General features: G+C 56.6%; 22 protein-coding genes. 18 read left to right on the plus strand and 4 right to left on the minus strand.

Annotated elements, in window-relative coordinates; genetic code table 11:
• The first annotated feature begins 44 nt into the window (after window positions 1-44).
• Window positions 45-2,315, plus strand: a complete 2,271-nt coding sequence (gene metE / locus ABIB18_RS15125) for a 5-methyltetrahydropteroyltriglutamate--homocysteine S-methyltransferase (RefSeq protein ID WP_354474678.1) — start codon at window positions 45-47, stop codon at window positions 2,313-2,315.
• Between the two features lie 58 nt (window positions 2,316-2,373).
• Here metE and ABIB18_RS15130 read toward each other — a convergent pair whose 3' ends face one another.
• Window positions 2,374-3,207 carry a dienelactone hydrolase family protein gene (locus ABIB18_RS15130; protein ID WP_089562553.1) on the minus strand — a complete coding sequence of 278 codons (834 nt, stop codon included), beginning with the start codon at window positions 3,205-3,207 and terminating at the stop codon, window positions 2,374-2,376.
• A gap of 302 nt (window positions 3,208-3,509) precedes the next feature.
• Here ABIB18_RS15130 and udp point away from each other — a divergent pair, with 302 nt between their 5' ends.
• The 10 genes from udp (at window position 3,510) to tatD (ending at window position 13,000) form a co-directional block, all read left to right on the plus strand.
• The gene (gene udp, locus ABIB18_RS15135) at window positions 3,510-4,271 is read left to right on the plus strand and encodes a uridine phosphorylase (protein WP_031375022.1); all 762 of its coding nucleotides are present in this window, start codon (window positions 3,510-3,512) and stop codon (window positions 4,269-4,271) included.
• A gap of 97 nt (window positions 4,272-4,368) precedes the next feature.
• Window positions 4,369-5,637: a tetratricopeptide repeat protein gene (locus ABIB18_RS15140; RefSeq protein WP_354474680.1), complete on the plus strand. Its 1,269-nt coding sequence runs from the start codon at window positions 4,369-4,371 to the stop codon at window positions 5,635-5,637.
• Window positions 5,638-5,722: 85 nt separating this feature from the next.
• On the plus strand, window positions 5,723-7,222 hold the full coding sequence (gene rmuC, locus ABIB18_RS15145) for a DNA recombination protein RmuC (protein ID WP_354474682.1): 1,500 nt from the start codon (window positions 5,723-5,725) through the stop codon (window positions 7,220-7,222).
• A 75-nt stretch (window positions 7,223-7,297) separates the two neighbouring features.
• Window positions 7,298-8,056 (plus strand): bifunctional demethylmenaquinone methyltransferase/2-methoxy-6-polyprenyl-1,4-benzoquinol methylase UbiE, encoded by a 759-nt coding sequence (gene ubiE, locus ABIB18_RS15150; RefSeq protein WP_031375019.1) that lies wholly within the window; start codon window positions 7,298-7,300, stop codon window positions 8,054-8,056.
• An 11-nt stretch (window positions 8,057-8,067) separates the two neighbouring features.
• Window positions 8,068-8,673 (plus strand): ubiquinone biosynthesis protein UbiJ, encoded by a 606-nt coding sequence (ubiJ, locus tag ABIB18_RS15155; RefSeq protein ID WP_354474684.1) that lies wholly within the window; start codon window positions 8,068-8,070, stop codon window positions 8,671-8,673.
• Complete coding sequence (ubiB, locus tag ABIB18_RS15160; RefSeq protein WP_031375017.1) at window positions 8,670-10,307, plus strand: ubiquinone biosynthesis regulatory protein kinase UbiB; 1,638 nt, start codon at window positions 8,670-8,672, stop codon at window positions 10,305-10,307. Before ubiJ ends, ubiB begins: the two co-directional genes overlap by 4 nt.
• A gap of 111 nt (window positions 10,308-10,418) precedes the next feature.
• Complete coding sequence (tatA, locus tag ABIB18_RS15165) at window positions 10,419-10,673, plus strand: twin-arginine translocase TatA/TatE family subunit (RefSeq protein WP_031375016.1); 255 nt, start codon at window positions 10,419-10,421, stop codon at window positions 10,671-10,673.
• Window positions 10,674-10,676: 3 nt separating this feature from the next.
• Window positions 10,677-11,369: a Sec-independent protein translocase protein TatB gene (tatB, locus tag ABIB18_RS23790; RefSeq protein ID WP_502922716.1), complete on the plus strand. Its 693-nt coding sequence runs from the start codon at window positions 10,677-10,679 to the stop codon at window positions 11,367-11,369.
• Complete coding sequence (tatC, locus tag ABIB18_RS15175; RefSeq protein WP_354474687.1) at window positions 11,369-12,127, plus strand: Sec-independent protein translocase subunit TatC; 759 nt, start codon at window positions 11,369-11,371, stop codon at window positions 12,125-12,127. Before tatB ends, tatC begins: the two co-directional genes overlap by 1 nt.
• A gap of 90 nt (window positions 12,128-12,217) precedes the next feature.
• A complete protein-coding gene (tatD, locus tag ABIB18_RS15180) occupies window positions 12,218-13,000 on the plus strand; it encodes a 3'-5' ssDNA/RNA exonuclease TatD (protein WP_089562557.1) in 783 nt (260 codons plus the stop codon).
• Here tatD and rfaH read toward each other — a convergent pair.
• Window positions 12,997-13,485 (minus strand): transcription/translation regulatory transformer protein RfaH, encoded by a 489-nt coding sequence (gene rfaH / locus ABIB18_RS15185; RefSeq protein WP_031375013.1) that lies wholly within the window; start codon window positions 13,483-13,485, stop codon window positions 12,997-12,999. The two genes, tatD and rfaH, sit on opposite strands and share 4 nt — an antisense overlap.
• Window positions 13,486-13,694: 209 nt before the next feature.
• Between rfaH and pepE the strand changes: the two genes are divergently transcribed.
• The 3 genes from pepE to fre all read left to right on the plus strand — a co-directional run bounded on the left by pepE (window position 13,695) and on the right by fre (window position 16,728).
• Entirely contained in the window at window positions 13,695-14,420 is a 726-nt protein-coding gene (gene pepE / locus ABIB18_RS15190) for a dipeptidase PepE (RefSeq protein WP_354474689.1), read from the plus strand.
• An 80-nt stretch (window positions 14,421-14,500) separates the two neighbouring features.
• The gene (ubiD, locus tag ABIB18_RS15195; protein WP_354474691.1) at window positions 14,501-15,985 is read left to right on the plus strand and encodes a 4-hydroxy-3-polyprenylbenzoate decarboxylase; all 1,485 of its coding nucleotides are present in this window, start codon (window positions 14,501-14,503) and stop codon (window positions 15,983-15,985) included.
• A 41-nt stretch (window positions 15,986-16,026) separates the two neighbouring features.
• Window positions 16,027-16,728, plus strand: coding sequence for an NAD(P)H-flavin reductase (gene fre / locus ABIB18_RS15200; protein ID WP_031375011.1), 702 nt, complete (start codon window positions 16,027-16,029; stop codon window positions 16,726-16,728).
• Between the two features lie 72 nt (window positions 16,729-16,800).
• On the opposite strand, the gene fadA is transcribed toward fre, so the two are convergent.
• Window positions 16,801-17,964, minus strand: coding sequence for an acetyl-CoA C-acyltransferase FadA (gene fadA, locus ABIB18_RS15205; protein ID WP_354474693.1), 1,164 nt, complete (start codon window positions 17,962-17,964; stop codon window positions 16,801-16,803).
• A 10-nt stretch (window positions 17,965-17,974) separates the two neighbouring features.
• A complete protein-coding gene (gene fadB, locus ABIB18_RS15210; RefSeq protein WP_354474695.1) occupies window positions 17,975-20,158 on the minus strand; it encodes a fatty acid oxidation complex subunit alpha FadB in 2,184 nt (727 codons plus the stop codon).
• A gap of 187 nt (window positions 20,159-20,345) precedes the next feature.
• On the opposite strand from fadB, the gene pepQ reads away from it, so the two are divergent.
• Genes pepQ through hemG form a run of 4 tightly spaced genes read left to right on the plus strand, consistent with a single transcriptional unit; the run spans window position 20,346 to window position 24,329 of the window.
• The gene (gene pepQ, locus ABIB18_RS15215) at window positions 20,346-21,677 is read left to right on the plus strand and encodes a Xaa-Pro dipeptidase (protein WP_031375008.1); all 1,332 of its coding nucleotides are present in this window, start codon (window positions 20,346-20,348) and stop codon (window positions 21,675-21,677) included.
• Entirely contained in the window at window positions 21,677-22,294 is a 618-nt protein-coding gene (locus ABIB18_RS15220; protein WP_031375007.1) for an IMPACT family protein, read from the plus strand. The genes pepQ and ABIB18_RS15220 overlap by 1 nt, the downstream gene beginning before the upstream one ends.
• Before the next feature lie 32 nt (window positions 22,295-22,326).
• The gene (trkH, locus tag ABIB18_RS15225) at window positions 22,327-23,778 is read left to right on the plus strand and encodes a Trk system potassium transporter TrkH (RefSeq protein WP_031375006.1); all 1,452 of its coding nucleotides are present in this window, start codon (window positions 22,327-22,329) and stop codon (window positions 23,776-23,778) included.
• A 17-nt stretch (window positions 23,779-23,795) separates the two neighbouring features.
• Window positions 23,796-24,329, plus strand: a complete 534-nt coding sequence (gene hemG, locus ABIB18_RS15230) for a menaquinone-dependent protoporphyrinogen IX dehydrogenase (protein WP_031375005.1) — start codon at window positions 23,796-23,798, stop codon at window positions 24,327-24,329.
• Window positions 24,330-24,660 lie beyond the last annotated feature (331 nt).

A 24,660-nucleotide genomic window follows, 5' to 3' on the forward strand; every position in this document is an offset into this window, starting at 1 on the left:
CTTTGGCTGTCAGCCAAAGTGAAAGATTATCTGGAGAACAGCGAATGACAATCCTTAACCATACCCTTGGTTTTCCGCGTGTCGGCCTGCGCCGTGAACTGAAAAAAGCCCAGGAGAGCTACTGGGCCGGTGACTGCAGCCAGCAGGAATTACTGGAGGTGGGCCGTGAATTGCGTGCACGTCACTGGCAACAACAAAAAGAGGCTGGGGTCGATCTGCTGCCGGTGGGTGACTTTGCCTGGTACGATCATGTGCTGACCACCAGCCTGATGCTGGGCAACGTGCCGGCACGTCATCAGAATAAAGAGGGTTCGGTTGATCTGGATACGCTGTTCCGTCTGGGCCGAGGCCGCGCGCCGACCGGCGAACCTGCGGCGGCGGCGGAAATGACCAAGTGGTTTAACACCAACTATCACTACATGGTGCCAGAATTTACGCCGGGCCAGACCTTCCGGCTGGCCTGGACTCAGTTGCTGGATGAAGTCGACGAGGCGCTGGCACTGGGCCACGACATCAAGCCGGTGCTGCTGGGGCCGGTGACTTATCTGTGGCTGGGTAAGGTCAAAGGGGAAGCGTTTGATCGTCTGTCGCTGCTGAAAGCGATCCTGCCGGTTTACCAGCAGGTGCTGGCCGAGCTGGCAAAACGCGATATCGAATGGGTGCAGATTGATGAACCTGCGCTGGCTCTGGAGCTGCCGCAGGCGTGGCGTGAGGCGTTTAAGCCCGCCTACGATGCGTTGCAGGGACAAAGTAAACTGCTGCTCACCACCTATTTCGACAGCATCGGTCAGAACATTGAGGTGATTCGCCAGCTGCCGGTGCAGGGGCTGCATGTCGATCTGGTGCATGGCCGGGATGATATTCAGCAACTGAATCAGCAATTGCCCGCTAGTTGGCTGCTGTCGCTGGGGGTGATCAACGGGCGTAACGTCTGGCGCGCCGATCTGAGCCGCTGGTTTGAGCGCCTGCAGCCGCTGGTCGCTCAGCGCGCGCAGCTGTGGATCGGCTCCTCCTGCTCGCTGCTGCACAGCCCTATCGATCTGAGCGTTGAGACCCGGCTGGATGAGGAAGTGAAAAGCTGGTTCGCCTTCGCGCTGCAGAAATGCACCGAACTTTCGCTGTTGACCCAGGCGCTCAACCACAACGATACCGCGTCACTGGCGGTCTGGAGCGCGCCGGTTCACGCCCGTGCTCACTCCAGCCGCGTACATAACGCCGCGGTCGCTCAGCGCCTGCTGGCTATCACGCCGCAGGACAGCGAACGACACAGCCGCTACAGCGAGCGGGCTAAGGCACAGCGTCAGCGCTTTAATCTGCCCACCTGGCCAACCACCACGATTGGCTCTTTCCCACAAACCCCGGAAATTCGCGGTCTGCGCCTCGATTTCAAACAGGGTCGCCTCGACAGCAATCATTACCGTACCGGCATCGCTGAACATATCAAACAGGCGATTACTGAGCAGGAGCGGCTGGGGCTGGATGTGCTGGTGCACGGCGAAGCGGAACGTAACGACATGGTTGAATATTTCGGCGAGCATCTGGATGGATTCGTCTTCACCCAGAATGGCTGGGTACAGAGCTATGGCTCACGCTGCGTGAAACCACCGGTGATTATCGGCGACGTCAGCCGGCCGGAAGCGATCACCGTTGAATGGGCGAAGTATGCCCAGTCGCTAACGGACAAACCGGTGAAAGGGATGCTGACCGGTCCGGTGACCATTCTCTGCTGGTCATTCCCGCGTGAAGATGTGTCACGTGAAACCATCGCAAAACAGATTGCGCTGGCGCTGCGTGATGAAGTGGCCGATCTGGAAAAAGCCGGTATTGGCATTATCCAGATTGATGAACCCGCGCTGCGCGAAGGGCTGCCGCTGCATCAGTCCGACTGGGCTGCCTATCTGAACTGGGCGGTCGATGCTTTCCGCCTGAATGCCGCTGTGGCGCAGGATGACACCCAGATCCACACCCATATGTGTTACTGCGAGTTTAACGACATCATGGATTCCATCGCTGCGCTGGATGCCGATGTGATTACCATCGAAACCTCGCGCTCTGACATGGAGTTGCTGGCGTCGTTTGAACACTTTGACTATCCGAATGAGATTGGCCCAGGCGTCTACGACATTCACTCGCCTAATGTACCGGACGTCGAATGGATTGAAGCGCTGTTGCTGAAAGCGGCGAAGCGTATTCCGCCGCAACGGCTGTGGGTAAATCCGGACTGCGGGCTGAAAACGCGTGGCTGGACCGAAACGCGGCAGGCGCTGGCTAACATGGTCACTGCGGCAAAAAACCTGCGGGCTAAAACGGCGTAAACGGGCGTCTGGCAGGGAATGAGAAATAATCGGGGCGCGCAGGCGCCCCTTTTTTCGCTTACTGTGAGGCTACGCCATACTGCCTGAACCAGGCCAGCATCCGCGCCCAGCCATCGCTGGCCGATTCGGCATGATAGCTCGGACGGTAGTCAGCATTAAACGCATGTCCGGCTTCGGGATAGACGATGATTTCCGCGGTGGCATTGGCGGCGTGCAGCGCCTGACGCATCTGCTCAACGCTCTCCAGCGGAATTCCGTCATCCTGACCGCCGTATAAGCCTAATACCGGGGCGCTGAGATCGACGGCGACATCAATAGGGTGCTTTTGCTGCTTCATGGTCCGATCGCCGGTCAGCCGTCCATACCAGGCGACGGCGGCACGCAGCTGTGGATTGTGCGCCGCATAAAGCCAGCTAATGCGGCCGCCCCAGCAGAAACCGGTAATGCCCATCCGCCGGATATCACCGCCGTTACGCGCTGCCCAGTTGGCGGCATGATCAAGGTCGGACAGCACCTGGCTGTCGGGCACCTTACTCACCAGCTCGCTGAATAGCGTCGGAATATCGTGGTAATCGTTGGGATCGCCTTCACGGAAGTAGAGTTCCGGGGCGATGGCCAGATAGCCTTCCAGCGCCAGCCGGCGGCAGATATCACGGATGTGCTCATGCACCCCGAAAATTTCCTGTACCACCAGCACCACTGGCAGCGAACCCTCTGCGGATTTTGGTCGGGCAAAAAACGCGGGCATATTTTCGCCCTGGCTTGGCACTGAGGTCTCACCCGACTGAATCGCCGGGCTGTCGGTAATAATGGTGGTGGAAGCGGTCGGCTGAACGGCAGGCGCAAAGGTCCCTGCCGCGGCTTTTTGTGTCATATTATCACTGGTTTTCATTATTCTCTCCGTGCGAGCAATTGCGCAATCACGTAACTATAGCCTGGCCGGAAACGGTGCGAGCCAGACGTCGGGTAACAGAGTCAGCAGCGGACAATATCACCCAACTCTTTAACACTGCGATGACCCCGACACAGCCCCGCCGATCGCAATGACGGCGAACCCGATGTGATATTGTGATAATCATCACATTGTTTTTAGTGAAAAATGTAACTTTCATTTTCTTAAGTGAATTTTGTCACATATTTATCGGGCGTGCTGACGTAGAGTGACGCGCTACCTTCCCTTAACAGGAGTCTGAAATGACACAGTCTGACGTTTTCCATCTTGGCCTGACTAAAGCCGATCTGCAGGGCGCTACCCTGGCGATTGTGCCCGGCGATCCGGAGCGCGTGAAGAAAATTGCCGGACTGATGGAGGATGCCACGCATCTGGCCTCACACCGTGAATTCACCAGCTGGCTGGCAAAACTCGACGGTAAGCCGGTGGTGGTCTGTTCAACCGGTATCGGCGGTCCTTCTACCTCCATTGCGGTTGAGGAACTGGCACAGCTTGGCGTACGCACTTTTCTGCGCGTTGGCACCACCGGCGCTATCCAGCCGCACATCAACGTTGGCGATGTGCTGGTGACTACCGGTTCCGTGCGGCTCGACGGTGCCAGCCTGCATTTCGCACCGATGGAGTTTCCGGCAGTGGCCGATTTTGCCTGTACCACGGCGCTGGTGGCTGCGGCAGAAGCCTGTGGCGCGAAGACCCATATCGGCATTACTGCCTCTTCTGATACCTTCTATCCGGGACAGGAACGCTACGATACCTTCTCTGGTCGGGTGGTGAATCGCTTCCAGGGATCGATGAAAGAGTGGCAGGAGATGGGCGTACTCAACTATGAGATGGAATCCGCTACACTGTTAACCATGTGTGCCAGCCAGGGCCTGCGCGCCGGCATGGTGGCTGGTGTGATCGTTAACCGTACCCAGAAAGAGATCCCGGATGCGGTGACGATGAAACAGACCGAAAGCGATGCGGTAAAAATTGTGGTTGAAGCGGCACGCCGCTTGTTATAACCCTCACAGCCAGGCAGCAGGTTAACGGGCCGCTATGAGGCCTGCCTGCTGCCGGATAACCCCGGCGCAGCCTTTCAACGGACTCTGAGAGTGCCCGATGCGCAAAACTATTCCCGTTCGTCGTCCCGTCGTTAACCCGAATTCCGCCGCGCTCAATGCCCGTCTGGAGAGCAGTGCTGCCCGGTTCCGCGCCGCCATGCAGCAGGGCGATTATGCGCAGGCCGTCCGCTCTTGCGAAGAGGTGTTGCGTTATCAGCCTCACCAGATGCAGGTACTGAGTGACTATGCGCTCTGCCTGATGCGTCTCGGTCAGCATCACAAAGCGTACAAAACCTACCAGAAAATTTACCAGTCGCCGCCGGCCGTGCGCGCCACCGCGTCAGAAACCTGGCTGGATGGCCTGACCGAAGTGTGTGGCTGGCTGGATAAGCAGGATGAGGTGGCGCGTTACGGCCTGGAATCGCTGATGCAGTCAGACGCCCGCTTTCGTCAGGGGCCGCGGGTCGCCTTTCCCGCTGCGCAGCCTGAGCCAATCGATCTCAGCCAGCCGCAGCAGAACGTGATCGCGTTCAGCCTGTATGGCGACCAGCCGCGCTACTGTGAAACCCTGATTAAAAATGTTGAGGTGGCACCGCAGCTCTTTCCCGGCTGGATCTGCCGCATCTATCTGGATGACAGCGTGCCGCAGCATGTCTGGCAACGGCTCGATCAGCCCCACGTTGAACGGGTTGATATGTCGCAGGAAAAAACGCTGTTCCCGACGCTGTGGCGCTTTCTGGTGATGGACGATCCCAGCGTTAAACGCTTTATTGTCCGTGATGCCGACTCGCTGCTTTCCGAGCGCGAAGCGGCGGCGGTCAACGCCTGGCTGGCATCGCCGTACTGGTTCCACCACATGCGCGACTATTTTTCCCACACCGAGTTACTGCTGGCCGGCATGTGGGGCGGCTGCCATGGCGTTTTCCAGCAGGTTGAACAAACGATGCGCGAATTTATTGCGCAGTACCGTGGCAGCGAACGCTTTACCGATCAGTACTTCCTCAAGACGGCGCTGTGGCCAACGGTGCGTGAAAGCATTCTCAATCATGATGAGTTGTTTCATTTCCATCAGGCTCAGCCGTGGCCAGCGCATCCGCCGGTGCGCTGGCAGATGCCCCGATTTCACGTTGGCAGCAACGTGGGCTTTGCCAGCCTGACCGGACAGTCCGCCGCCGCCGACGGCACCCGGCAGGCGGTGGACATCAGCGCGGGCGGCAAAAGCTGGCAATATCCGGCCCAGGTGAAAAGTGGCCAATGGCTGCTGCCGATGCCGTTCTTCCTGATTGAAGACTGGCAGGCCGGAAAGCTGACGGTGACCGTGCGGTAAGTGATTGAGTGCAGGTAAATATATCTGGACATTCATACAGTGCGACTCTACCTTTTCCCTCAGCAGCTTGAGTCGCGGGGAAATCATGGATCAGCACATCATTATCAGCGTCTGTCTGGCACTCGCCGGCGCAGGAATTGGCTGGATGCTGGCACAGTTACGTGTCGGGCATCAGGCCGCCAGTTTCTTAACCGAGCGCCGTCTGCTGGAAGAGGCACAACAGCGCCAGCAGCAGCAGATTGAACAGCTTCAGCAGCAGGCGCAGCAGCGTGAGCAGGAACTGCGCCAGCTTCATGGTGCGCTGAGTGGTGCCAATGAACGTCTGCAACAGCTCGATTACTGGCGCAATGAGAGCGAACAGCTTAACCGGGAACTGCGCAACCAGCTGGAGGTCAACAGCGCTCAGGAAGCGGAGCTGCGTGAGGTAACCATCCGTCTTGAAGAGACCCGCTTCGCCGCCGAAGAGAAGCAGCGTCTGCTGACCAACAGCGAGCAACGCCTCAGCGCCCAGTTTGAAAACCTCGCCAACCGTATTTTCGAAAATAGCGGCCGCCGCGTCGATGAACAGAATCGCCAGAGCCTCGACAGCCTGATCGGCCCGTTGCGTGAACAGCTGGATGGTTTCCGTCGTCAGGTGCATGAGAGCTTTGGCGCGGAAGCGCGTGAGCGGCACACCCTGACCCACGAAATCCGTCAGTTACAGCAGCTTAATGCGCAAATGGCGCAGGAAGCGCTCAACCTTACCAAGGCGCTGAAAGGCGACAATAAAATTCAGGGCAACTGGGGCGAAGTGGTGCTCAGCCGGGTGCTGGAAGCGTCCGGGCTGCGTGAAGGCTATGAGTATGAAACCCAGGTCAGCATTCAGTCGGAGCAGCAGGGCAGGATGCAGCCGGATGTCATTGTGCGTCTGCCGCAGGGCAAAGATGTGGTGGTGGACGCCAAAATGACGCTGGTCGCCTATGAGCGTTACTTCAATGCGGAAGATGAGGTTGAGCGTGAACAGGCGATTCAGGAACATGTCAGCGCGATGCGCAGCCATATTCGTCTGCTGGGACGTAAAGATTATCAACAATTGCCCGGTTTACGCTCGCTTGATTATGTGTTGATGTTTATTCCGGTCGAACCGGCGTTTTTGCTGGCGATCGATCGCCAGCCAGAGCTGATTGGCGAGGCGCTGCAGCAGAATATCATGCTGGTCAGTCCCACCACGCTGCTGGTAGCGCTGCGTACCATCAATAACCTGTGGCGTTACGAGCACCAAAGCCGCAATGCACAGCGTATCGCTGACCGCGCCACCCGGCTGTATGACAAAATGCGGCTGTTCGTTGATGACATGAGTGGTATTGGTCACAGCCTGGATAAGGCGCAAATCAGCTACCGCGAGGCGATGAAAAAACTGGCCGAAGGACGCGGCAACCTGATTGCGCAGACGGAAGGTTTCCGTGCGCTGGGGGTTGAAGTGAAACGGTCGATTAATCCCCAGCTGGTGGAGCGGGCGATGCCGGAAAATCCGGCTGATGAAGAGCAGGACGACGATGATGATGCGGATGACAGAGCCATGCATGTGAGACGCCTCCACGAATAGTATGGGCGCAGCGTGCCTGACTTCCGTGACTCTGATACACTTCGGGAAGTATTGTTTGTGGAGCAGGTAAAACCGATGGCAGATGAATCACAGCAGGAAACCACCCATTTTGGCTTTCAGACGGTCGCCAAAAGCGAAAAAGCCGACAAAGTTGCGGATGTGTTTCACTCCGTAGCGGCAAAATATGACCTGATGAACGATTTGATGTCCTTTGGCGTCCATCGTGTCTGGAAGCGTTTTACCATTGACAGCAGCGGCGTACGTCGCGGTCAACGCGTGTTAGATCTGGCCGGCGGAACCGGCGATCTGACGGCTAAATTTTCTCGCCTGGTGGGCGAAACGGGTCAGGTAGTGCTGGCCGATATCAACAGTTCGATGCTGAAGATGGGCCGTGAAAAGCTGCGCAATCTCGGCGTGGTCGGCAACGTGAGCTACGTGCAGGCCAACGCAGAAGCTCTGCCGTTCCCGGATAACTACTTCGATTGCATCACCATCTCCTTCGGCTTACGCAACGTAACGGAAAAAGAGAAGGCGCTGGCCTCTATGTTCCGTGTGCTGAAGCCGGGCGGACGGTTACTGGTACTTGAGTTCTCCAAACCGGTGATTGATCCGCTGAGCAAAGCCTATGACGCTTACTCGTTCCATATTCTGCCGCGTATCGGGCAACTGGTGGCGCAGGACGCCGAGAGCTATCGCTATCTGGCCGAATCGATCCGCATGCATCCCGATCAGGAAACGCTGAAAGCGATGATGAACGACGTCGGTTTTGAAAATACCACTTACTCCAATATGACCGGCGGCATTGTGGCCTTACACCGTGGATTTAAGTTCTGAGTGAGATGGTGATGAACCTAACGCCCTTGATTACCGCGGGCCTGGAAACAGCGCTGAACCGCATGTTGTATCGCGATCGCGGCCTGAAGGCGGCACGGCAGCGTCTGACCGGTAAGATCCTGACGCTGCGTCTGAGCGAGTTTTCCCATCCGCTGGTGCTGGTATTCAGTGAGCAGCAGCTGGATGTGGTGGCTGACTGGCAGGATACCAGCGACTGCACGGTGATTACTTCACTGAAAACCTTGCCGAAGTTGCGCGATCGCCAGCAGCTGACGCCGCTGATTCGCAGCGGTGAGTTGCAGGTAGAAGGTGATTTGCAGGTAGTGCAGCAGTTTTCCGCGCTGATGGATCTTGCCGAGCTGGATCCGGCGGAATACCTGGCGCCGTGGGTCGGCGATATTGCGGCACAGGGCATCAGTCAGGGCGCACAACGAGTCTTTCGCCGGATAAAAGGCGAAGTCGGGCGTCGGCAGGATTACCTCGGTCAGGCACTGACCGAAGAGTGGCGTGTCGCGCCAGGCTCGCTCGAATTAGCCTGGTTTTCCGAGGAGGTCGGCGCGATGGAACGTTCGCTTGAGGCGCTTAATGCGCGTCTGGCGCAGCTGGAGGCAAAATGAGTTTTGGAGAGATCCGCCGCTTATATTTGATCATGAAGGTGTTTTTGACTTACGGCCTTGATGAACTGATTCCTAACACGCGCCTTACCCTTCCGCTTCGCCTGTGGCGTCGCTGTATTTTCTGGTTACCCAATCTGCATCAGAATGAACCGACCGGCGCCCGCATGCGCATGGCGATGGAGCAGCTGGGGCCGGTATGGATTAAGTTCGGTCAGATGCTGTCGACCCGCCGTGACCTGTTCCCGCCGATGATCGCCGATCAGCTGGCCATTCTGCAGGACCGGGTTGCACCGTTTGATGGCGTTAAAGCGAAAGCGCAGATCGAAGCCTCAATGGGCGCACCGATCGAAACCTGGTTTGATGATTTTGACATTAAGCCGCTGGCATCAGCGTCGATTGCCCAGGTTCACACGGCAACGCTGAAGTCGACCGGTAAGAAAGTGGTGATCAAAGTCATTCGTCCGGATATTTTGCCGGTGATCAAAGCTGACATGAAGCTGATCTATCGCCTGGCGCGCTGGGTGCCGCGTTTACTGCCTGATGGCCGTCGTCTGCGTCCGGTTGAAGTGGTGCGCGACTACGAAAAAACCCTGCTTGATGAGCTGAACCTGTTACGCGAAGCCGCGAACGCCATTCAGTTACGCCGCAATTTTGAAGACAGCCGGATGCTTTATGTACCGGAAGTCTATTCCGACTACTGCAGCGAAACCATGATGGTGATGGAACGTATTTACGGCATTCCGATTTCGGACGTCGCCACGCTGGAGCGACACGGGGTCAACATGAAGCTGCTGGCAGAGCGTGGCGTGCAGGTGTTCTTCACCCAGGTATTCCGCGACAGTTTCTTCCATGCTGATATGCATCCCGGCAATATTTTTGTCAGCTATGAGCATCCGGAAGATCCGCAATACATCGGCATCGACTGCGGTATTGTCGGGTCGCTCAACAAAGAAGATAAGCGCTATCTGGCTGAAAACTTTATCGCCTTCTTTAACCGCGACTACCGCAAGGTGGCGGAGCTGCACGTTGACTCTGGCTGGGTGCCGCCCGATACCAACGTCGAAGATTTTGAATTTGCGATTCGCACCGTCTGTGAGCCGATTTTTGAAAAGCCGCTGGCTGAAATTTCCTTCGGTCACGTGCTGCTGAATCTGTTCAATACCGCGCGTCGGTTTAATATGGAAGTCCAGCCGCAGCTGGTGCTGCTGCAAAAGACTCTGCTGTATGTGGAAGGTATTGGTCGTCAGCTCTATCCGCAGCTTGACCTGTGGAAGACCGCCAAGCCGTTCCTCGAAGAGTGGATCAAGGATCAGGTCGGTCTGCCCGCCATCATTCGCGCGGTTAAAGAGAAAGCACCGTTCTGGGCCGAGAAGTTACCGGAACTGCCGGAACTGTTTTATGACAGCATGCGCCAGCATAAACTTTTGCGGCATAGCGTTGACAAATTAGTGGGCGATCTCAATGCGCAGCGTACCCGGCATCACCAGGCACGCTATCTGTTTGGCGTTGGCGCAACCCTGCTGCTCAGCGGCACGGCAGTGCTGCTTTCGCGACCGGACTGGGACCTGTTTCCGGCGGTATTAATGGCAGCGGGCATCGTCTCATGGTTAATCGGCTGGCGTAAGACAAACTGATTGTCACTTCAGCCAAAAACACGGTAATGTCGCTGGCTCAGGCCCGGGTTGATAAGGGCGCTCTGTGGTGCATTACCCCATCGTTTTTCACAGAATATTAGAGGCTATCTCATGGGCGGTATCAGTATTTGGCAATTGTTAATTATTGCCGTGATTGTTGTACTTCTGTTCGGTACCAATAAATTACGTAATCTGGGTTCGGATTTGGGTTCCTCGATTCGTGGCTTCAAAAAAGCCATGGGCGATGAGGACGACAAAAAGGATCAACCGAAAGAGCAGGACGCTGACTTCAGCGCCAAAACGCTGGCGGACAAACAGCAAACTTCGGCTACTAAAGAAGAAGTTAAGAACGACAAGCAGGTGTAAACCGTGTTCGACATTGGTTTTAGTGAACTGGTATTGGTGTTCGTTATCGGGCTGATTGTACTCGGCCCACAACGTTTACCGGTTGCGGTGAAAACCGTGGTCGGCTGGATCAGGGCGATTCGTTCGCTGGCAGCCAATGTGCAAAACGAACTGGCGCAGGAGCTGAAACTGCAGGAGTTGCAGGACAGCCTGAAAAAGGTGGAAGAAGCGGGCCGCGGGACACTGTCGCCGGAGCTGAAAGAGTCAATGGAAGAGCTGCGTAAGACTGCGGATTCAATGAAGCGCTCGGTCAGCCAGAGCATCGACATTGAAAAAGAGGAAGACGAAGCCAACACTATTCACTCGCCACAGCACCGATCGGCGCCGCCTCTGGCGGACCAGCCGGAAGTGCATCCGGCAGCGGCCGGCACTGCGTCGCCGTCAGGCACGCCTGCGGCGGCTGATCATCAGGCCAGCGCGCCAGTTCAGACACCGTCTGTGGAAACGGCATCAGCCGGGCAGCCGGCAGCGACTGTAGCCAGCGCGCCCGCTCAGGCACCGTCTGTGGAAACGGCATCAGCCGGGCAGTCAGCAGCGACTGTAGCCAGCGCGCCCGCTCAGGCACCAGCCCGTGCTGACACGGCATTAGCCAGCAAACCTGACGCCGCCACTACGCGCACTTCCGCTTCCCCCTCTTCTGCAAGTGATGAACGATAATGGCCGTTGAAGATACCCAACCGCTCATCAGTCATCTGATTGAGCTGCGTAAGCGACTGCTGAACTGCATCATCGCCGTTTTAGTGATATTCCTGGCGCTGGTTTATTTTGCCAATGATATCTATCAACTGGTGGCGGCACCGCTCATCAGTCAGATGCCAATCGGCTCCAGCATGATCGCCACCGATGTGGCTTCGCCGTTTTTCACCCCGATTAAACTGACGATTATTGTGTCGGTATTTCTGGCGGTGCCGGTGATCCTCTATCAGGTCTGGGAGTTCATTGCGCCTGCGCTCTATCGCCATGAACGTAGACTGGTAATGCCGCTGCTGTTTTCCAGCACCTTTCTGTTCTATATCGGTGTGGCATTTGCCTACTTTGTCGTCTTCCCGCTGGCGTTTGGTTTCTTTACCAAAACCGCGCCGATTGGCGTCACCATGGCGACCGACATTACCAAATACCTCGATTTTGTCATGACGTTGTTTATGGCGTTTGGCGTGGCGTTTGAAGTGCCGGTAGCGATTGTACTGTTGTGCTGGACTGGTATCACCAGCCCGGACGATCTGAAAAAGAAACGTCCCTATATTCTGGTCGGGGCCTTCGTGGTCGGCATGTTACTGACGCCGCCGGACGTTTTTTCCCAAACTTTGCTCGCTATTCCGATGTACTGCCTGTTTGAAGTCGGCGTATTCTTTTCCCGATACTATGTGGGCAAAGGCCGCCGGGCACAGGATGAGGAACATAACACCGAATCCTGACGCGATCTTCAGGTCCCGCTCTGGCGGGCAGAGATCAATCCGAACCGCCCTCCGGGGCGGTTTTTGTTTAGTAAAACTGTGGGAAAAATTATGTTTGATATCGGTGTAAACCTGACCAGCACGCAATTCGCCTCCGACCGGCCAAAGGTGGTAAAACGCGCGCGTGAAGCGGGCGTCACCGGCATGCTGATTACCGGCACCAATGCGCTGGAGAGCCAGCAGGCGCAGAAACTGGCTGAAGATCAGCCGGGCTTCTGCTGGTCTACCGCGGGCGTGCATCCGCACCACGCCAGCGAATGGTCAACGGAGATCGCCAGCACGCTGCGTCGGCTGGCGGAGAAACCGGAAGTGGTGGCTATCGGCGAATGCGGGCTCGATTTTAACCGCAACCTGTCAGCCCATGAGCAGCAGGAATATGCGTTTGAAGCACAGCTGGCGCTGGCAGCCGAACTGAATATGCCGGTGTTTCTGCACTGCCGCGAAGCCCATGCGCGCTTTGCGGCCATCGTGGCGCCCTGGCTGCCAAAACTGCCGGGTGCGGTAATTCACTGCTTTACCGGCACGCGCGATGAACTGGAAGCGTGCCTGGCGCTGGGATTATCGATAGGAATTACTGGCTGGGTGTGTGATGAACGTCGCGGGCTTGAACTGCGTGAAATGCTGCCGCTGATCCCGGCCGATAAGTTGCTGCTGGAAACCGACTCGCCCTATTTATTGCCGCGTGATATGCGACCGCGTCCGACTTCACGTCGTAACGAACCCTGCTTCTTACCGCATATTGTGCAACAGGTGGCGACATGGCGTGGCGAGAGCAGCGAGGCGCTGGCGGCCTGCGTTGATAACAATGCGCGGACGCTGTTCCGACTGGTTTAGATCTTACGGAACTGTTTGTTATCCACGCTGCGCATCACCTGTTTATTCAGCAGGTTGAGCAACAGAATCGAACGGGTTTCGCCATCCGGCTCGGCAAAGATGGCGCGTAGCCCTTCAAACGTCCCTTCGGTGATGACAACTTCATCGCCGATTTGTGGCGTTTCAGGATCGAGCAAAATTTGCGGGACATCGGTTTCCAGCGCTTCAATCACCGCAGGCGGCACCGTAGCGGGCGTAGTGCCAAAGCGCACAAAGTGGCTGACGCCGCGCGTGCTGCTGATGGTGGTGGTATGAATCGCTTCCGGATCGAATTCGATGAACAGATAGTTAGGAAACAGCGGCTCACTCACCGTGGTGCGTTTACCGCGCACGATCTTTTCCAGAGCGATCATCGGGCTGAGGCAATTCACTTCTTGCCGCTCCAGATGCTCCTTCGCGCGCAATAGCTGACCACGTTTGCAATAGAGTAAATACCAGGATTCCATAACCGCTCCCATCGAATGGACGCTAAGAATAGCAAACCTGCTGCCAGAGTTATAGCGCATCGGGCAGGGGAAAAGCGCAGCGCGCAGAAAATAAACTGAGACTTTTCTTAAGATGCCGGATAGTGACAGAAAAGGCGATTGGAAATTGACGTTTCACCCTGCTCTGTATCAGACTCGGTGGCCATCATACCGGCGAAAAGGATCATCTGATGGAACTCTTTTTGTTAAGCAACGGCAAGCTGGCGGATGATGCGCCGTTACTGGGTTATGCTCAGCCGCAGTTACACGCCATGATTGCCAGACGTGCTATCCGTTCAGCGGTGCTGATTCCTTACGCCATTATCCGGGGCGATCATGCGCAGCGCGCCGCCGATCTCAGTGCGTCACTGGGCATTGCGGTGCGCACCGTTGACGCTTTTACCTCACCGGCTGAGGCAATCGCCCAGGCGGAGCTGATTTTAGTCAGCGGCGGTAATACCTGGTTGCTGAACCAGATGCTGCATGAGCAGGGCTTAATCGTGGCGATACAGCGCGCGGTGCGTGAACGGCAGGTGCCGTATGTCGGCTGGAGTGCTGGCTGTAATGTGGCGACGCCGTCGATTCGCACCACCAATGATATGCCGGTGCGTAGTAGCGTGGTGCTGCCTGCGCTGGGGCTGTTCCCGGTGCAGATCAATCCTCACTATCTGGATGCCAGCGTCAGCGGTCATATGGGCGAAACACGTGACGAGCGGCTGGCTGAATTCTGTGCCGTCAATCCGTCCGAGTCGGTGATTGCGCTGCGTGAAGGCAGCTTTCTGCATCTGCATGACGATCGGCTACGCTATCACAGTGTGCGCAACGAAGACTTTAAGGTGTTCCGCCACGGCGAGCCGATTCAGGCTTATCACGATACCCGCGCGCTTCAGCCGCTGGTGCCTTTTCGCTGTGATTAAGGTTGCCGCATAAACCTCAACACAACCGCATAATCAGCCCTATAATGGCCGATTCACTCTGGCCGGAAAGCTAAAGCCGCATGAAATATCACGATTTACGCGACTTTCTCGCGCTGCTCGAACAGCGCGGTGAGTTAAAAAGAATTAAGCAATCGATTGATCCCGTCCTGGAAATGACCGAAATCGCCGACCGCACGCTGCGTGCCGGCGGGCCCGCGCTGCTGTTTGAAAACCCGAAAGGGTATGACATGCCAGTGCTGTGTAACCTGTTTGGCACGCCAAAGCGCGTCGCCATGGGGATGGGTCAGGAAGAGGTGAGTGCACTGCGGGAAGTAGGCAAACTGCTGGCGTTTCTGAAAGAGCCGGAGCCACCAAAAGGCTTTCGCGATCTGTTCGATAAGATGCCGCAGTTTAAGCAGGTGCTCAACATGCCGACTAAACGCCTGCGCAATGCGCCCTGCCAGGAAGTGGTGTTCAGCGGTGATGAGGTCGATCTGTCGCGCATTCCGGTGATGAAATGCTGGCCGGGCGATGCCGCGCCGCTGATTACCTGGGGTCTGACCGTCACCCGTGGTCCGCATAAAGAGCGACAGAATCTCGGCATTTACCGCCAACAGGTGATCGGCAAAAACCGGCTGATTATGCGCTGGCTGTCGCACCGTGGCGGCGCGCTCGATTTTCAGGAGTGGAGCAAAGCGCATCCGGGCGAGCGTTTTCCGGTTTCGGTGGCGCTCGGTGCTGACCCTGCGACTATTCTCGGTGCGGTAACGCCGGTGCCGGATACGCTGTCAGAATATGCGTTTGCTGGTCTGCTACGCGGCAATAAAACCGAAGTGGTGAAATGCCTGTCGAACGATCTGGAAGTGCCAGCCAGCGCGGAGATCGTGCTGGAGGGTTACATCGAGGCAGGCGACATGGCACCTGAAGGGCCTTACGGCGACCACACCGGCTACTACAATGAAGTAGATAGCTTCCCGGTCTTTACCGTGACGCACATTACCCAGCGGCATCAGGCAATTTATCACTCGACCTATACCGGCCGTCCGCCGGATGAGCCCGCCGTACTGGGTGTGGCGTTGAATGAAGTGCTGGTGCCGATTCTGATCAAGCAGTTCCCGGAAATTGTCGATTTCTATCTGCCGCCGGAAGGATGTTCTTACCGGCTGGCGGTGGTAACCATCAAAAAGCAGTATGCCGGGCATGCCAAACGGGTAATGTTTGGCGTCTGGTCATTTCTGCGGCAGTTCATGTACACCAAATTTGTTATTGTGTGTGACGATGATGTTAATGCGCGTGACTGGAATGATGTGATCTGGGCGATTACCACCCGCATGGATCCGGCGCGTGACACGGTATTAATGGAAAATACGCCGATCGACTATCTCGATTTCGCCTCACCGGTTTCCGGGCTGGGGTCGAAGATGGGGATGGATGCGACCAACAAATGGCCGGGCGAAACGCAGCGCGAATGGGGCACACCTATCGTGAAAGATCCTGCGATTACCGCGCGCATTGATGCTATCTGGGATGAGTTAGGTATTTTTGATCAGCCGCCACAGCGTTGATGGCGAGCACAACCATAAAGACGACCCGACAGAGGGAACGCATGACAACGTTAAGCTGTAAAGTAACTTCAGTTGAAGCGATTACCGACACGGTGTATCGCGTTCGCCTGATTCCGGAAGCGGATTTCAGTTTTCGCGCGGGACAGTATCTGATGGTGGTGATGGATGAGCGTGATAAGCGCCCGTTTTCACTGGCCTCAACGCCAATGGAAAAGGATATCATTGAGCTGCACATCGGTGCGTCCGATCTCAACCTGTACGCCATGGCGGTGATGGATCGTATTCGTGACGATCGCCAGATCACCGTCGACATGCCGCACGGTGATGCCTGGCTGCGCGAAGAGAGCAGCAAACCGTTGATCCTGATCGCTGGCGGTACCGGCTTCTCCTATGCCCGTTCCATTCTGCTGACCGCGTTAGCGCAGCAGCCGGATCGTGATATCGCCATTTACTGGGGCGGACGTGAGCTGAAGCATCTGTACGATCTGGATGAGCTGGATGCGCTGGCGGTGAAACACCCCAACCTGAAGGTGATCCCGGTGGTCGAGCAGCCGGAAGCGGGCTGGCAGGGACGTTCGGGTACGGTATTAACCGCGGTAATGCAGGATTTCAGCACGCTGAGCGAGCATGAGATCTATATTGCTGGCCGTTTCGAGATGGCCAAGATCGCACGCGATCGCTTCTGCGCCGAACGCGGTGCGCTGGAATCGCAGATGTATGGTGATGCTTTCGCCTTCATCTGATCGATGACAAGCCAAAAGAAAAAACCCGCCCATCATGGGCGGGTAAATCGGACAAAGAAGTGACCCAACGTATTACAGACGCTCGAATACGGTGGCGATGCCCTGACCTAAACCGATGCACATGGTCGCCAGACCAAACTGCGCATCGCGTCGCGCCATGATGTTAAGCAATGTGGTACTGATACGTGCCCCGGAACAGCCCAGCGGGTGACCCAGCGCAATCGCACCACCATTCAGATTGATCTTTTCATCCAGCCGATCCAGCAAACCCAAATCCTTTATGCATGGCAGGGTTTGTGCTGCAAACGCCTCATTGAGTTCAAACACGTCAATATCATTGACGCTCAGACCGGCACGTTTCAGCGCCAGCCTGCTGGCCGGCACCGGGCCGTAGCCCATGATTGACGGATCGCAGCCGACCACCGCCATACTTCTGATGCGGGCACGCGGGGTCAGCCCCAGTTCACGGGCGCGGGATTCGCTCATCACCAGCATCGCGGCCGCGCCATCAGACAGAGCTGACGAGGTGCCCGCCGTTACCGTGCCATTGACCGGATCAAACGCCGGCCGCAGTGCCGCCAGACCTTCGGCGCTGGTCTCTTCACGGATGACCTCATCGTAATCGTAGCGTTTGAGAATGCCGTCGCTGTCGTGACCGGCAGTGGCGACGATCTCCGCTTTGAAATCACCGCGCTGAGTTGCCTGCCAGGCGCGCTGGTGCGAACGCAGGGCAAACGCATCCTGCTGCTCGCGGCTGATATGATGCATACGCGCCAGCATTTCAGCGGTCAGACCCATCATCCCCGCCGCTTTGGCCACGGTGCGGCCGAGGCCCGGATGAAAGTCGACGCCGTGATTCATCGGCACGTGTCCCATATGTTCCACTCCGCCAATCAGGCAGCTGTGCGCATCGCCGACCATAATGGCATGGGCGGCATCATGCAGTGCCTGCATCGATGAGCCGCACAGGCGGTTGACGGTGGTTGCCGGTACCGAGTGCGGTATTTCAGCCAGCAGGGCGGCGTTACGCGCAATGTTAAACCCCTGTTCCAGCGTCTGCTGCACGCAGCCCCAGACAATGTCATCCAGCGAGGCAGGATTGACCGCCGGGTTGCGGCTCAGTAGCTCACGCATCAGGTGGGCGGAAAGATCCTCGGCACGTACATGACGAAAAGCACCGCCTTTTGAACGACCCATCGGCGTACGTACCGCATCGATAATCACCACATTTTCCATATTCTTGCCCTCAGGCGCTTTTCAGCGCGGCTTCGTCAATTGGTTTGGCGGCGGGATACCAGCTTTGATGCTGATGCGCTTTTTGCACCAGCAGTTCAGGCAATTCATACAGGCCACCGAGTGCACTGTAGCGCCGGGCCTGATCGACCACATTGCTGTTGCCCAGGGTATCGAGGTAGCGGAAGGCGCCGCCGCGGAAAGGCGGGAAGCCGAGACCGTATACCAACGCCATATCTGCTTCGGCCGGCGAGGCGATGATTTTCTCCTCCAGGCAGCGCACCACTTCATTCAGCATTGGCAGCATCATGCGATTAAGGATCTCTTCGTCGCTGAAGACACGCTTAGGCTGGCAGACCTGTTGCAGCAGCGTATCGACCTCGCTGTCTGCCACTTTTTTCTGTTTGCCCTTTTTGTCGGTTTCCCAGCGCCAGAAGCCTTTGCCATTTTTTTGACCGAAACGACCGGCCTCAAACAGCAGATCGATCGCATCGCGATAATCGTGTTTCATGCGTTGTGGAAAACCTTCCGCCATTACGCTTTGCGCATGATGCGCGGTATCGATGCCGACTACATCCAGCAACCACGATGGTCCCATTGGCCAGCCAAACTGTTTTTCCATTACTTTATCAATCTGACGGAAGTCAGCACCGTCGCGCAGCAGCAGGCTGAAGGCGGCGAAGTAGGGGAACAGCACCCGGTTGACGAAGAAGCCGGGGCAATCATTGACCACAATCGGGGTTTTACCCATTTTGCTGGCCCAGGCCACTACTTTGCTCAGGGTCGCTTCACTGGTTTTCTCGCCACGCACCACTTCTACCAGCGGCATACGCGGCACCGGATTGAAGAAGTGCATGCCGCAGAAATTTTCCGGACGTTGCAGCGCCTGTGCCAGCTGACTGATGGGAATGGTGGAGGTATTGGAGGCCAGGATGGCGTCGTCCCGCAGGTGCTGCTCGGTTTCGGCCAGCACTTTAGCTTTAATCAGGGGATTCTCGACCACCGCTTCGACCACCACGTCGGCGTGTTCAAAACCGGCGTAATCCAGCGTTGGCTGAATGGTCGCAATCACGCTGGCCAGCTTATTGCCGTCAATTTTGCCGCGCTCCAGCAGCTTATTAAGCAACTTGCTGGCTTCGTTCATCCCGAGCGTCAGGGCCTGTGGATTGATGTCTTTCATTTTGACCGGCACGCCTTTCCAGGCTGACTGGTAGCTGATGCCGCCACCCATAATACCGGCACCCAGTACGGCCGCCTGCGTTGGCGCGCCGCTTTCGCTGCCGCGTTTTTTAGCCAGCCCTTTAACGTATTGATCGTTGAGGAAGATGCCGACCAGCGCCCGCGCTTCGTCAGACTGCGCCAGCGGAACAAAAGCGGCATTTTCCAGTTTCAGCGCATCTTCACGGCCAAGACCGGCAGCCGCTTCAATGGTTTTCACCGCCATCAGTGGCGCTGGGTAATGTTTGCCTGCGGTCTGCATCACCATACTTTTGGCAAGGGTGAAGCTCATCGCCGCTTCAATCGGGCTCAGTTTCAGCGGTGCCAGTTTCGGTGCCCGGCGCGCACGCCAGCTACCATCGAGCGCCACAGCTTTAAGCATGGTGATGCCCGCCTCGCGCAGTTTATCGCGTTCCACCACCGCATCGACCAGACCGAGTTTAAGTGCCGCGTTTCCGTCGACGTCTTTACCAGCGGCAATGATCTCCATTGCGCTATCGGCTCCTAACAGACGCGGCAGACGGACGCTGCCGCCGAAGCCTGGCATGATCCCGAGTTTCGTTTCCGGCAGGCCAATGCGGGCATCGGCAGTGGCAACGCGCAGGTCGGTTGCCAGTACGCATTCACATCCACCACCCAGCGCATAGCCATCGATGGCGGCCAGCGTCGGTACCGGTAAATCTTCCAGCCGGTTAAAAATGCTGTTGGCGTAGCTCAGCCACTGACTCAGTTTTTCGGTCGGTGCATCAAACAGTGAGAGGAATTCGGTGATGTCAGCACCGACAATGAAGGCCGGTTTAGCCGAGCTGAGCAGCACGCCGCGCAGGTCAGACTGCTGCTCCAGCACTGCAATGGCTTCGCCCAGGCTGGCGACGGTTTGCGTATCAAGCTTATTGACCGAGCCAGGGGCATCAAAAACCAGCTCGACGATGCCATCGTCCAGCCAGTGAAGAGAAAGGTTAGCGCCTTGGTAGAGCATGTGCATCTCCTGAAACCGCGGAAAAGTGATCTGGTCATACCAGATGATCGAGAGTGTGGGAGTGATGTTAATTTTTTGCAAACGGGTCTTTGCTTATTTGCTAACAAGATCACAGCCGCTCTCAACACGGCATCCGCTTAAGGGGTATGCTAAACTGCGGCCATTTCGCGACACTGGAGAGACGTCAATGGATTCCCTGAAGACCTTGTATCACGCGCATATCGCCACGTTGCAGCAACGGGCGCAGCAGGTGTTGGCACACAATAAACTGGATGCGATGCTGATCCATTCCGGTGAGTTGTTGACGGTGTTTCTGGATGACCACACCTATCCGTTCAAGGTGAATCCACAGTTTAAAGCCTGGGTGCCGGTAACGCAGGTGCCGAACTGCTGGCTGTGGGTTGATGGGGTCAGTAAACCAAAGTTGTGGTTTTACTCTCCGGTTGACTACTGGCATAACGTTGAGCCGCTGCCGGACAGCTTCTGGACCGCTGAGATTGAGGTCATCGGCCTGAAAAATGCGGATGAGATTGCGCAGCTGTTGCCGGCTCAACGTGAGAATGTCGCCTATATTGGCCCGGTAAATGCGCGGGCAGCGCAGCTCGGTATCAGTTCTGGCAATATCAATCCCAAAGCGGTGATCGATTTCCTGCATTACCATCGCAGCATCAAAACCGAGTATGAGCTGGCCTGTATGCGCCAGGCGCAGAAGCTGGCCGTGGCCGGACATCGCGCCGCCAAAGAGGCTTTTTCTGCCGGGTTAAGCGAGTTCGACATCAATCAGGCTTATCTGACAGCCACCGGACATCGCGATACCGACGTACCTTACGGCAACATCATTGCGCTGAATGAACACGCGGCGGTGCTGCATTACACCCGTCTGGATCATCAGCCACCGGCAAAGCGCCACAGCTTTTTAATTGACGCGGGTGCCGAATATCTTGGCTATGCCGCTGATTTAACCCGCAGTTACGCGGCGCAGAGCAGCTCGCTGTATGCCCGGATGGTCGAGGCGATGAATGCAGAAGAGCTGGCGCTGATCGCGACCCTGAAGCCAGGCGTGCGTTACACCGATTATCATCTGCAGATGCATCAGCGTATCGCCAGATTGCTGCTGAAGTTCGAGCTGGTGCAGGGCATCAGTGAAGAGGCGCTGGTGGCGGAAGATCTGACCGGTCCGTTCATGCCACATGGATTAGGGCATCCGCTCGGCCTGCAGGTGCATGACGTCGCCGGGTTTATGCAGGATGAGCAGGGCACCCATCTTGCGGCGCCAGCGCAGTATCCTTATCTGCGCTGCACTCGCGTGCTGCAACCCGGCATGGTATTAACCATCGAGCCTGGCTTCTATATTATTGACTCGCTGCTGACGCCACTGCGTGAAGGCCGGTTCAGCCAGCATTTTAACTGGCAGGCCATTGATGCGCTCAGGCCTTACGGCGGTATTCGCATTGAGGATAACGTGGTGATCCATGCGCATCGCGTTGAAAATATGACCCGCGATCTGCACCTGGCCTGATGGACGCCTTTGATATTCCCGCGGTGGCGTTAAGCGTCAGCGAGGAGACCATCAAAAAGAGCCGCTTTATCACGCTGTTGGCTCACACCGACGGCACGGAAGCGGCACGGGCGTTTGTTCAACAGGTCAGGCATGAACATCCTGCTGCGCGTCACCACTGCTGGGCCTGGGTGGCTGGCGCGCCAGATGATTCACAACAGCTGGGTTTCTCTGACGATGGTGAGCCGTCCGGCACCGCCGGTAAACCGATGCTGGCGCAGCTGATGGGCGCCGGTATCGGTGAAATCACCGCGGTTGTGGTGCGCTATTACGGTGGCATCATGCTGGGCACGGGCGGCTTAGTGAAAGCGTATGGCGGCGGGGTGCAGCAGGGGCTTAAGCAACTGGCGCGCCAGCGTAAAGTGCCGATGAAACTGTTCACTTTGCAATGCGACTACGCGCAGCTCAGCGATATCGAACGGCTGGTGCAGCGCTTTGAAGGCAAGGTCACCGACAGCCAGTATCAGGACCGCATTGCACTGACGCTGGCCGTGCCTTATGGACAAATCGACGGATTCCAGCAAAATCTGTCAGACTTTAGTCGGGGCGCGTTAGCGCTTATCCCGCTCATACCTTGATGTTCTTCTCTTTTATTTAAAGGAACGGCTGAATGCACTTTCGCGCCATTACCCGCATAGTCGGTCTGCTGGTGATCCTCTTTTCAGTGACGATGATTTTGCCCGGCCTGGTCGCATTAATTTATCGCGACGGTGCCGGTCGGGCCTTTAGCCAGACATTTATGATGGCGCTGGTGATCGGCTCGCTGCTGTGGTGGCCAAACCGCAAACAGAAGACAGAGCTCAAGCCACGCGAAGGGTTTTTGATTGTGGTGCTGTTCTGGACGGTGCTGGGCAGCGTGGGGGCAATGCCGTTTATCTTTGCCGAACAGCCGCACCTGTCGGTTACCGACGCGTTCTTCGAATCGTTCTCTGGCCTGACGACCACCGGTGCCACTACCCTGGTCGGACTGGATTCACTGCCAAAGGCGATTCTGTTCTATCGGCAAATGCTGCAATGGCTCGGCGGTATGGGGATCATCGTCTTAGCGGTGGCGATATTACCGATACTGGGCGTGGGGGGGATGCAGCTCTATCGCGCTGAGATGCCTGGCCCGCTGAAAGATAACAAAATGCGGCCGCGCATTGCTGAAACAGCCAAGACTCTGTGGTTGATCTATGTGCTGCTGACGGTGGCCTGTGCGCTGGCCTTGTGGCTGGCGGGGATGCCGGCCTTTGATGCGATTGGCCACAGCTTCTCGACCATCGCCATCGGCGGATTTTCCACCCATGATGCCAGTATCGGCTATTTTAATAGCGGCACCATCAATACCATCGTGGCGGTGTTTCTGCTGATCTCCGGCTGTAACTACGGTCTGCACTTTGCCATGCTGAGTGGCCGTAATCTGCGCGTCTACTGGCGTGACCCGGAGTTACGGATGTTTATCGGCGTCCAGCTGACGCTGGTGTTGATCTGCACGCTGGTGCTCTGGTTCCACAATGTCTACGCCGGTGGCTGGCAGACCCTGAACCAGGCGTTCTTCCAGGTCGTTTCTATGGCGACTACTGCCGGTTTTACTACCGACAGCATCGCGCGCTGGCCGCTGTTCCTGCCGGTTCTGCTGCTGTGCTCCGCCTTTATTGGTGGCTGCGCCGGTTCAACCGGCGGTGGCCTGAAGGTGATCCGCATCCTGCTGTTGTGCAAGCAGGGTAACCGGGAGCTTAAACGGCTGGTCCACCCGAATGCGGTTTACACTATCAAGCTGGGCAACCGGGCGCTGCCGGAGCGTATCCTCGAAGCGGTCTGGGGATTCTTCTCGGCCTATGCGCTGGTGTTCCTGATCAGCATGCTGGCAATCATCGCCACCGGGGTAGATGACTTCTCGGCCTTTGCTGCCGTCGCCGCCACGCTGAACAACCTCGGACCCGGTCTGGGGGTGGTCGCGGATAACTTCACCTCAATGAATGATGTGGCGAAGTGGATATTGATCTCCACCATGCTATTCGGGCGTCTCGAAGTCTTTACCTTGCTGGTGCTGTTCACGCCGACGTTCTGGCGTGAGTAATTAATAAGGATGCTGAAATGAAAGCGCTAATTCTCTACTCGACCCGTGACGGACAAACGCAAAAAATCGCCTCTTATATAGCTGAGCAGATCGGTCAGCAGCAAAACTGTGATGTGATGAATATCCAGCATGCCACTTCGCCTGACTGGGCACAGTATGATCGGGTGCTGATTGGTGCCTCGATTCGTTACGGCCATTTCCAGCCGGTGGTCGATGCATTTGTTAAGCAGCATTTGCACCAATTGCAGCAGCGTACCAGTGGTTTCTTCTCGGTGAACCTGACGGCGCGTAAACCCGAGAAGCGCTCCCCGGAAACCAATGCCTATACCCAGAAGTTCTTATCACAGTCGCCGTGGCGGCCAGATTGCTGTGCGGTGTTTGCTGGTGCGCTCTATTACCCGCGTTATCGCTGGTTTGATCGCATCATGATTCAGCTGATTATGCGAATGACAGGTGGCGAGACCGATTCTACTAAAGAAGTGGAGTACACCGATTGGCAACAGGTCAGCCGTTTTGCCAATGATTTTGCACAGTTACCAGGCAAATCGTAGCGAAATAACGCGATTTGATGAAAATTACTTCGAACGGTAATCTTTTTGCAATAAACGCTTGTCAGCCCGCGCGAACTCCCTATAATGCGCCTCCATCGACACGGAACAACGGCTTACCGGCCGCCGGGTTGAGAGGCACAGGAGACTGCGCCGCCGGAGAAAAACTTCTGAAAAAGAAGTTGACTCTGAGGGAGGAAAGCGTAATATACGCCACCTCGCGACAGACGGTTAACCCGCTGTTCGCACTGCTCTTTAACAATTTATCAGACAATCTGTGTGGGCACTCGCAGGATTGATATCAGCGTCTCCGGACGTAAAAAATATCAAGTCT

The sequence above is a fragment of the Pantoea sp. UYEF8 genome (assembly GCF_040546285.1).
GTDB classification, from domain to species: Bacteria; Pseudomonadota; Gammaproteobacteria; order Enterobacterales; family Enterobacteriaceae; genus Pantoea; species Pantoea brenneri.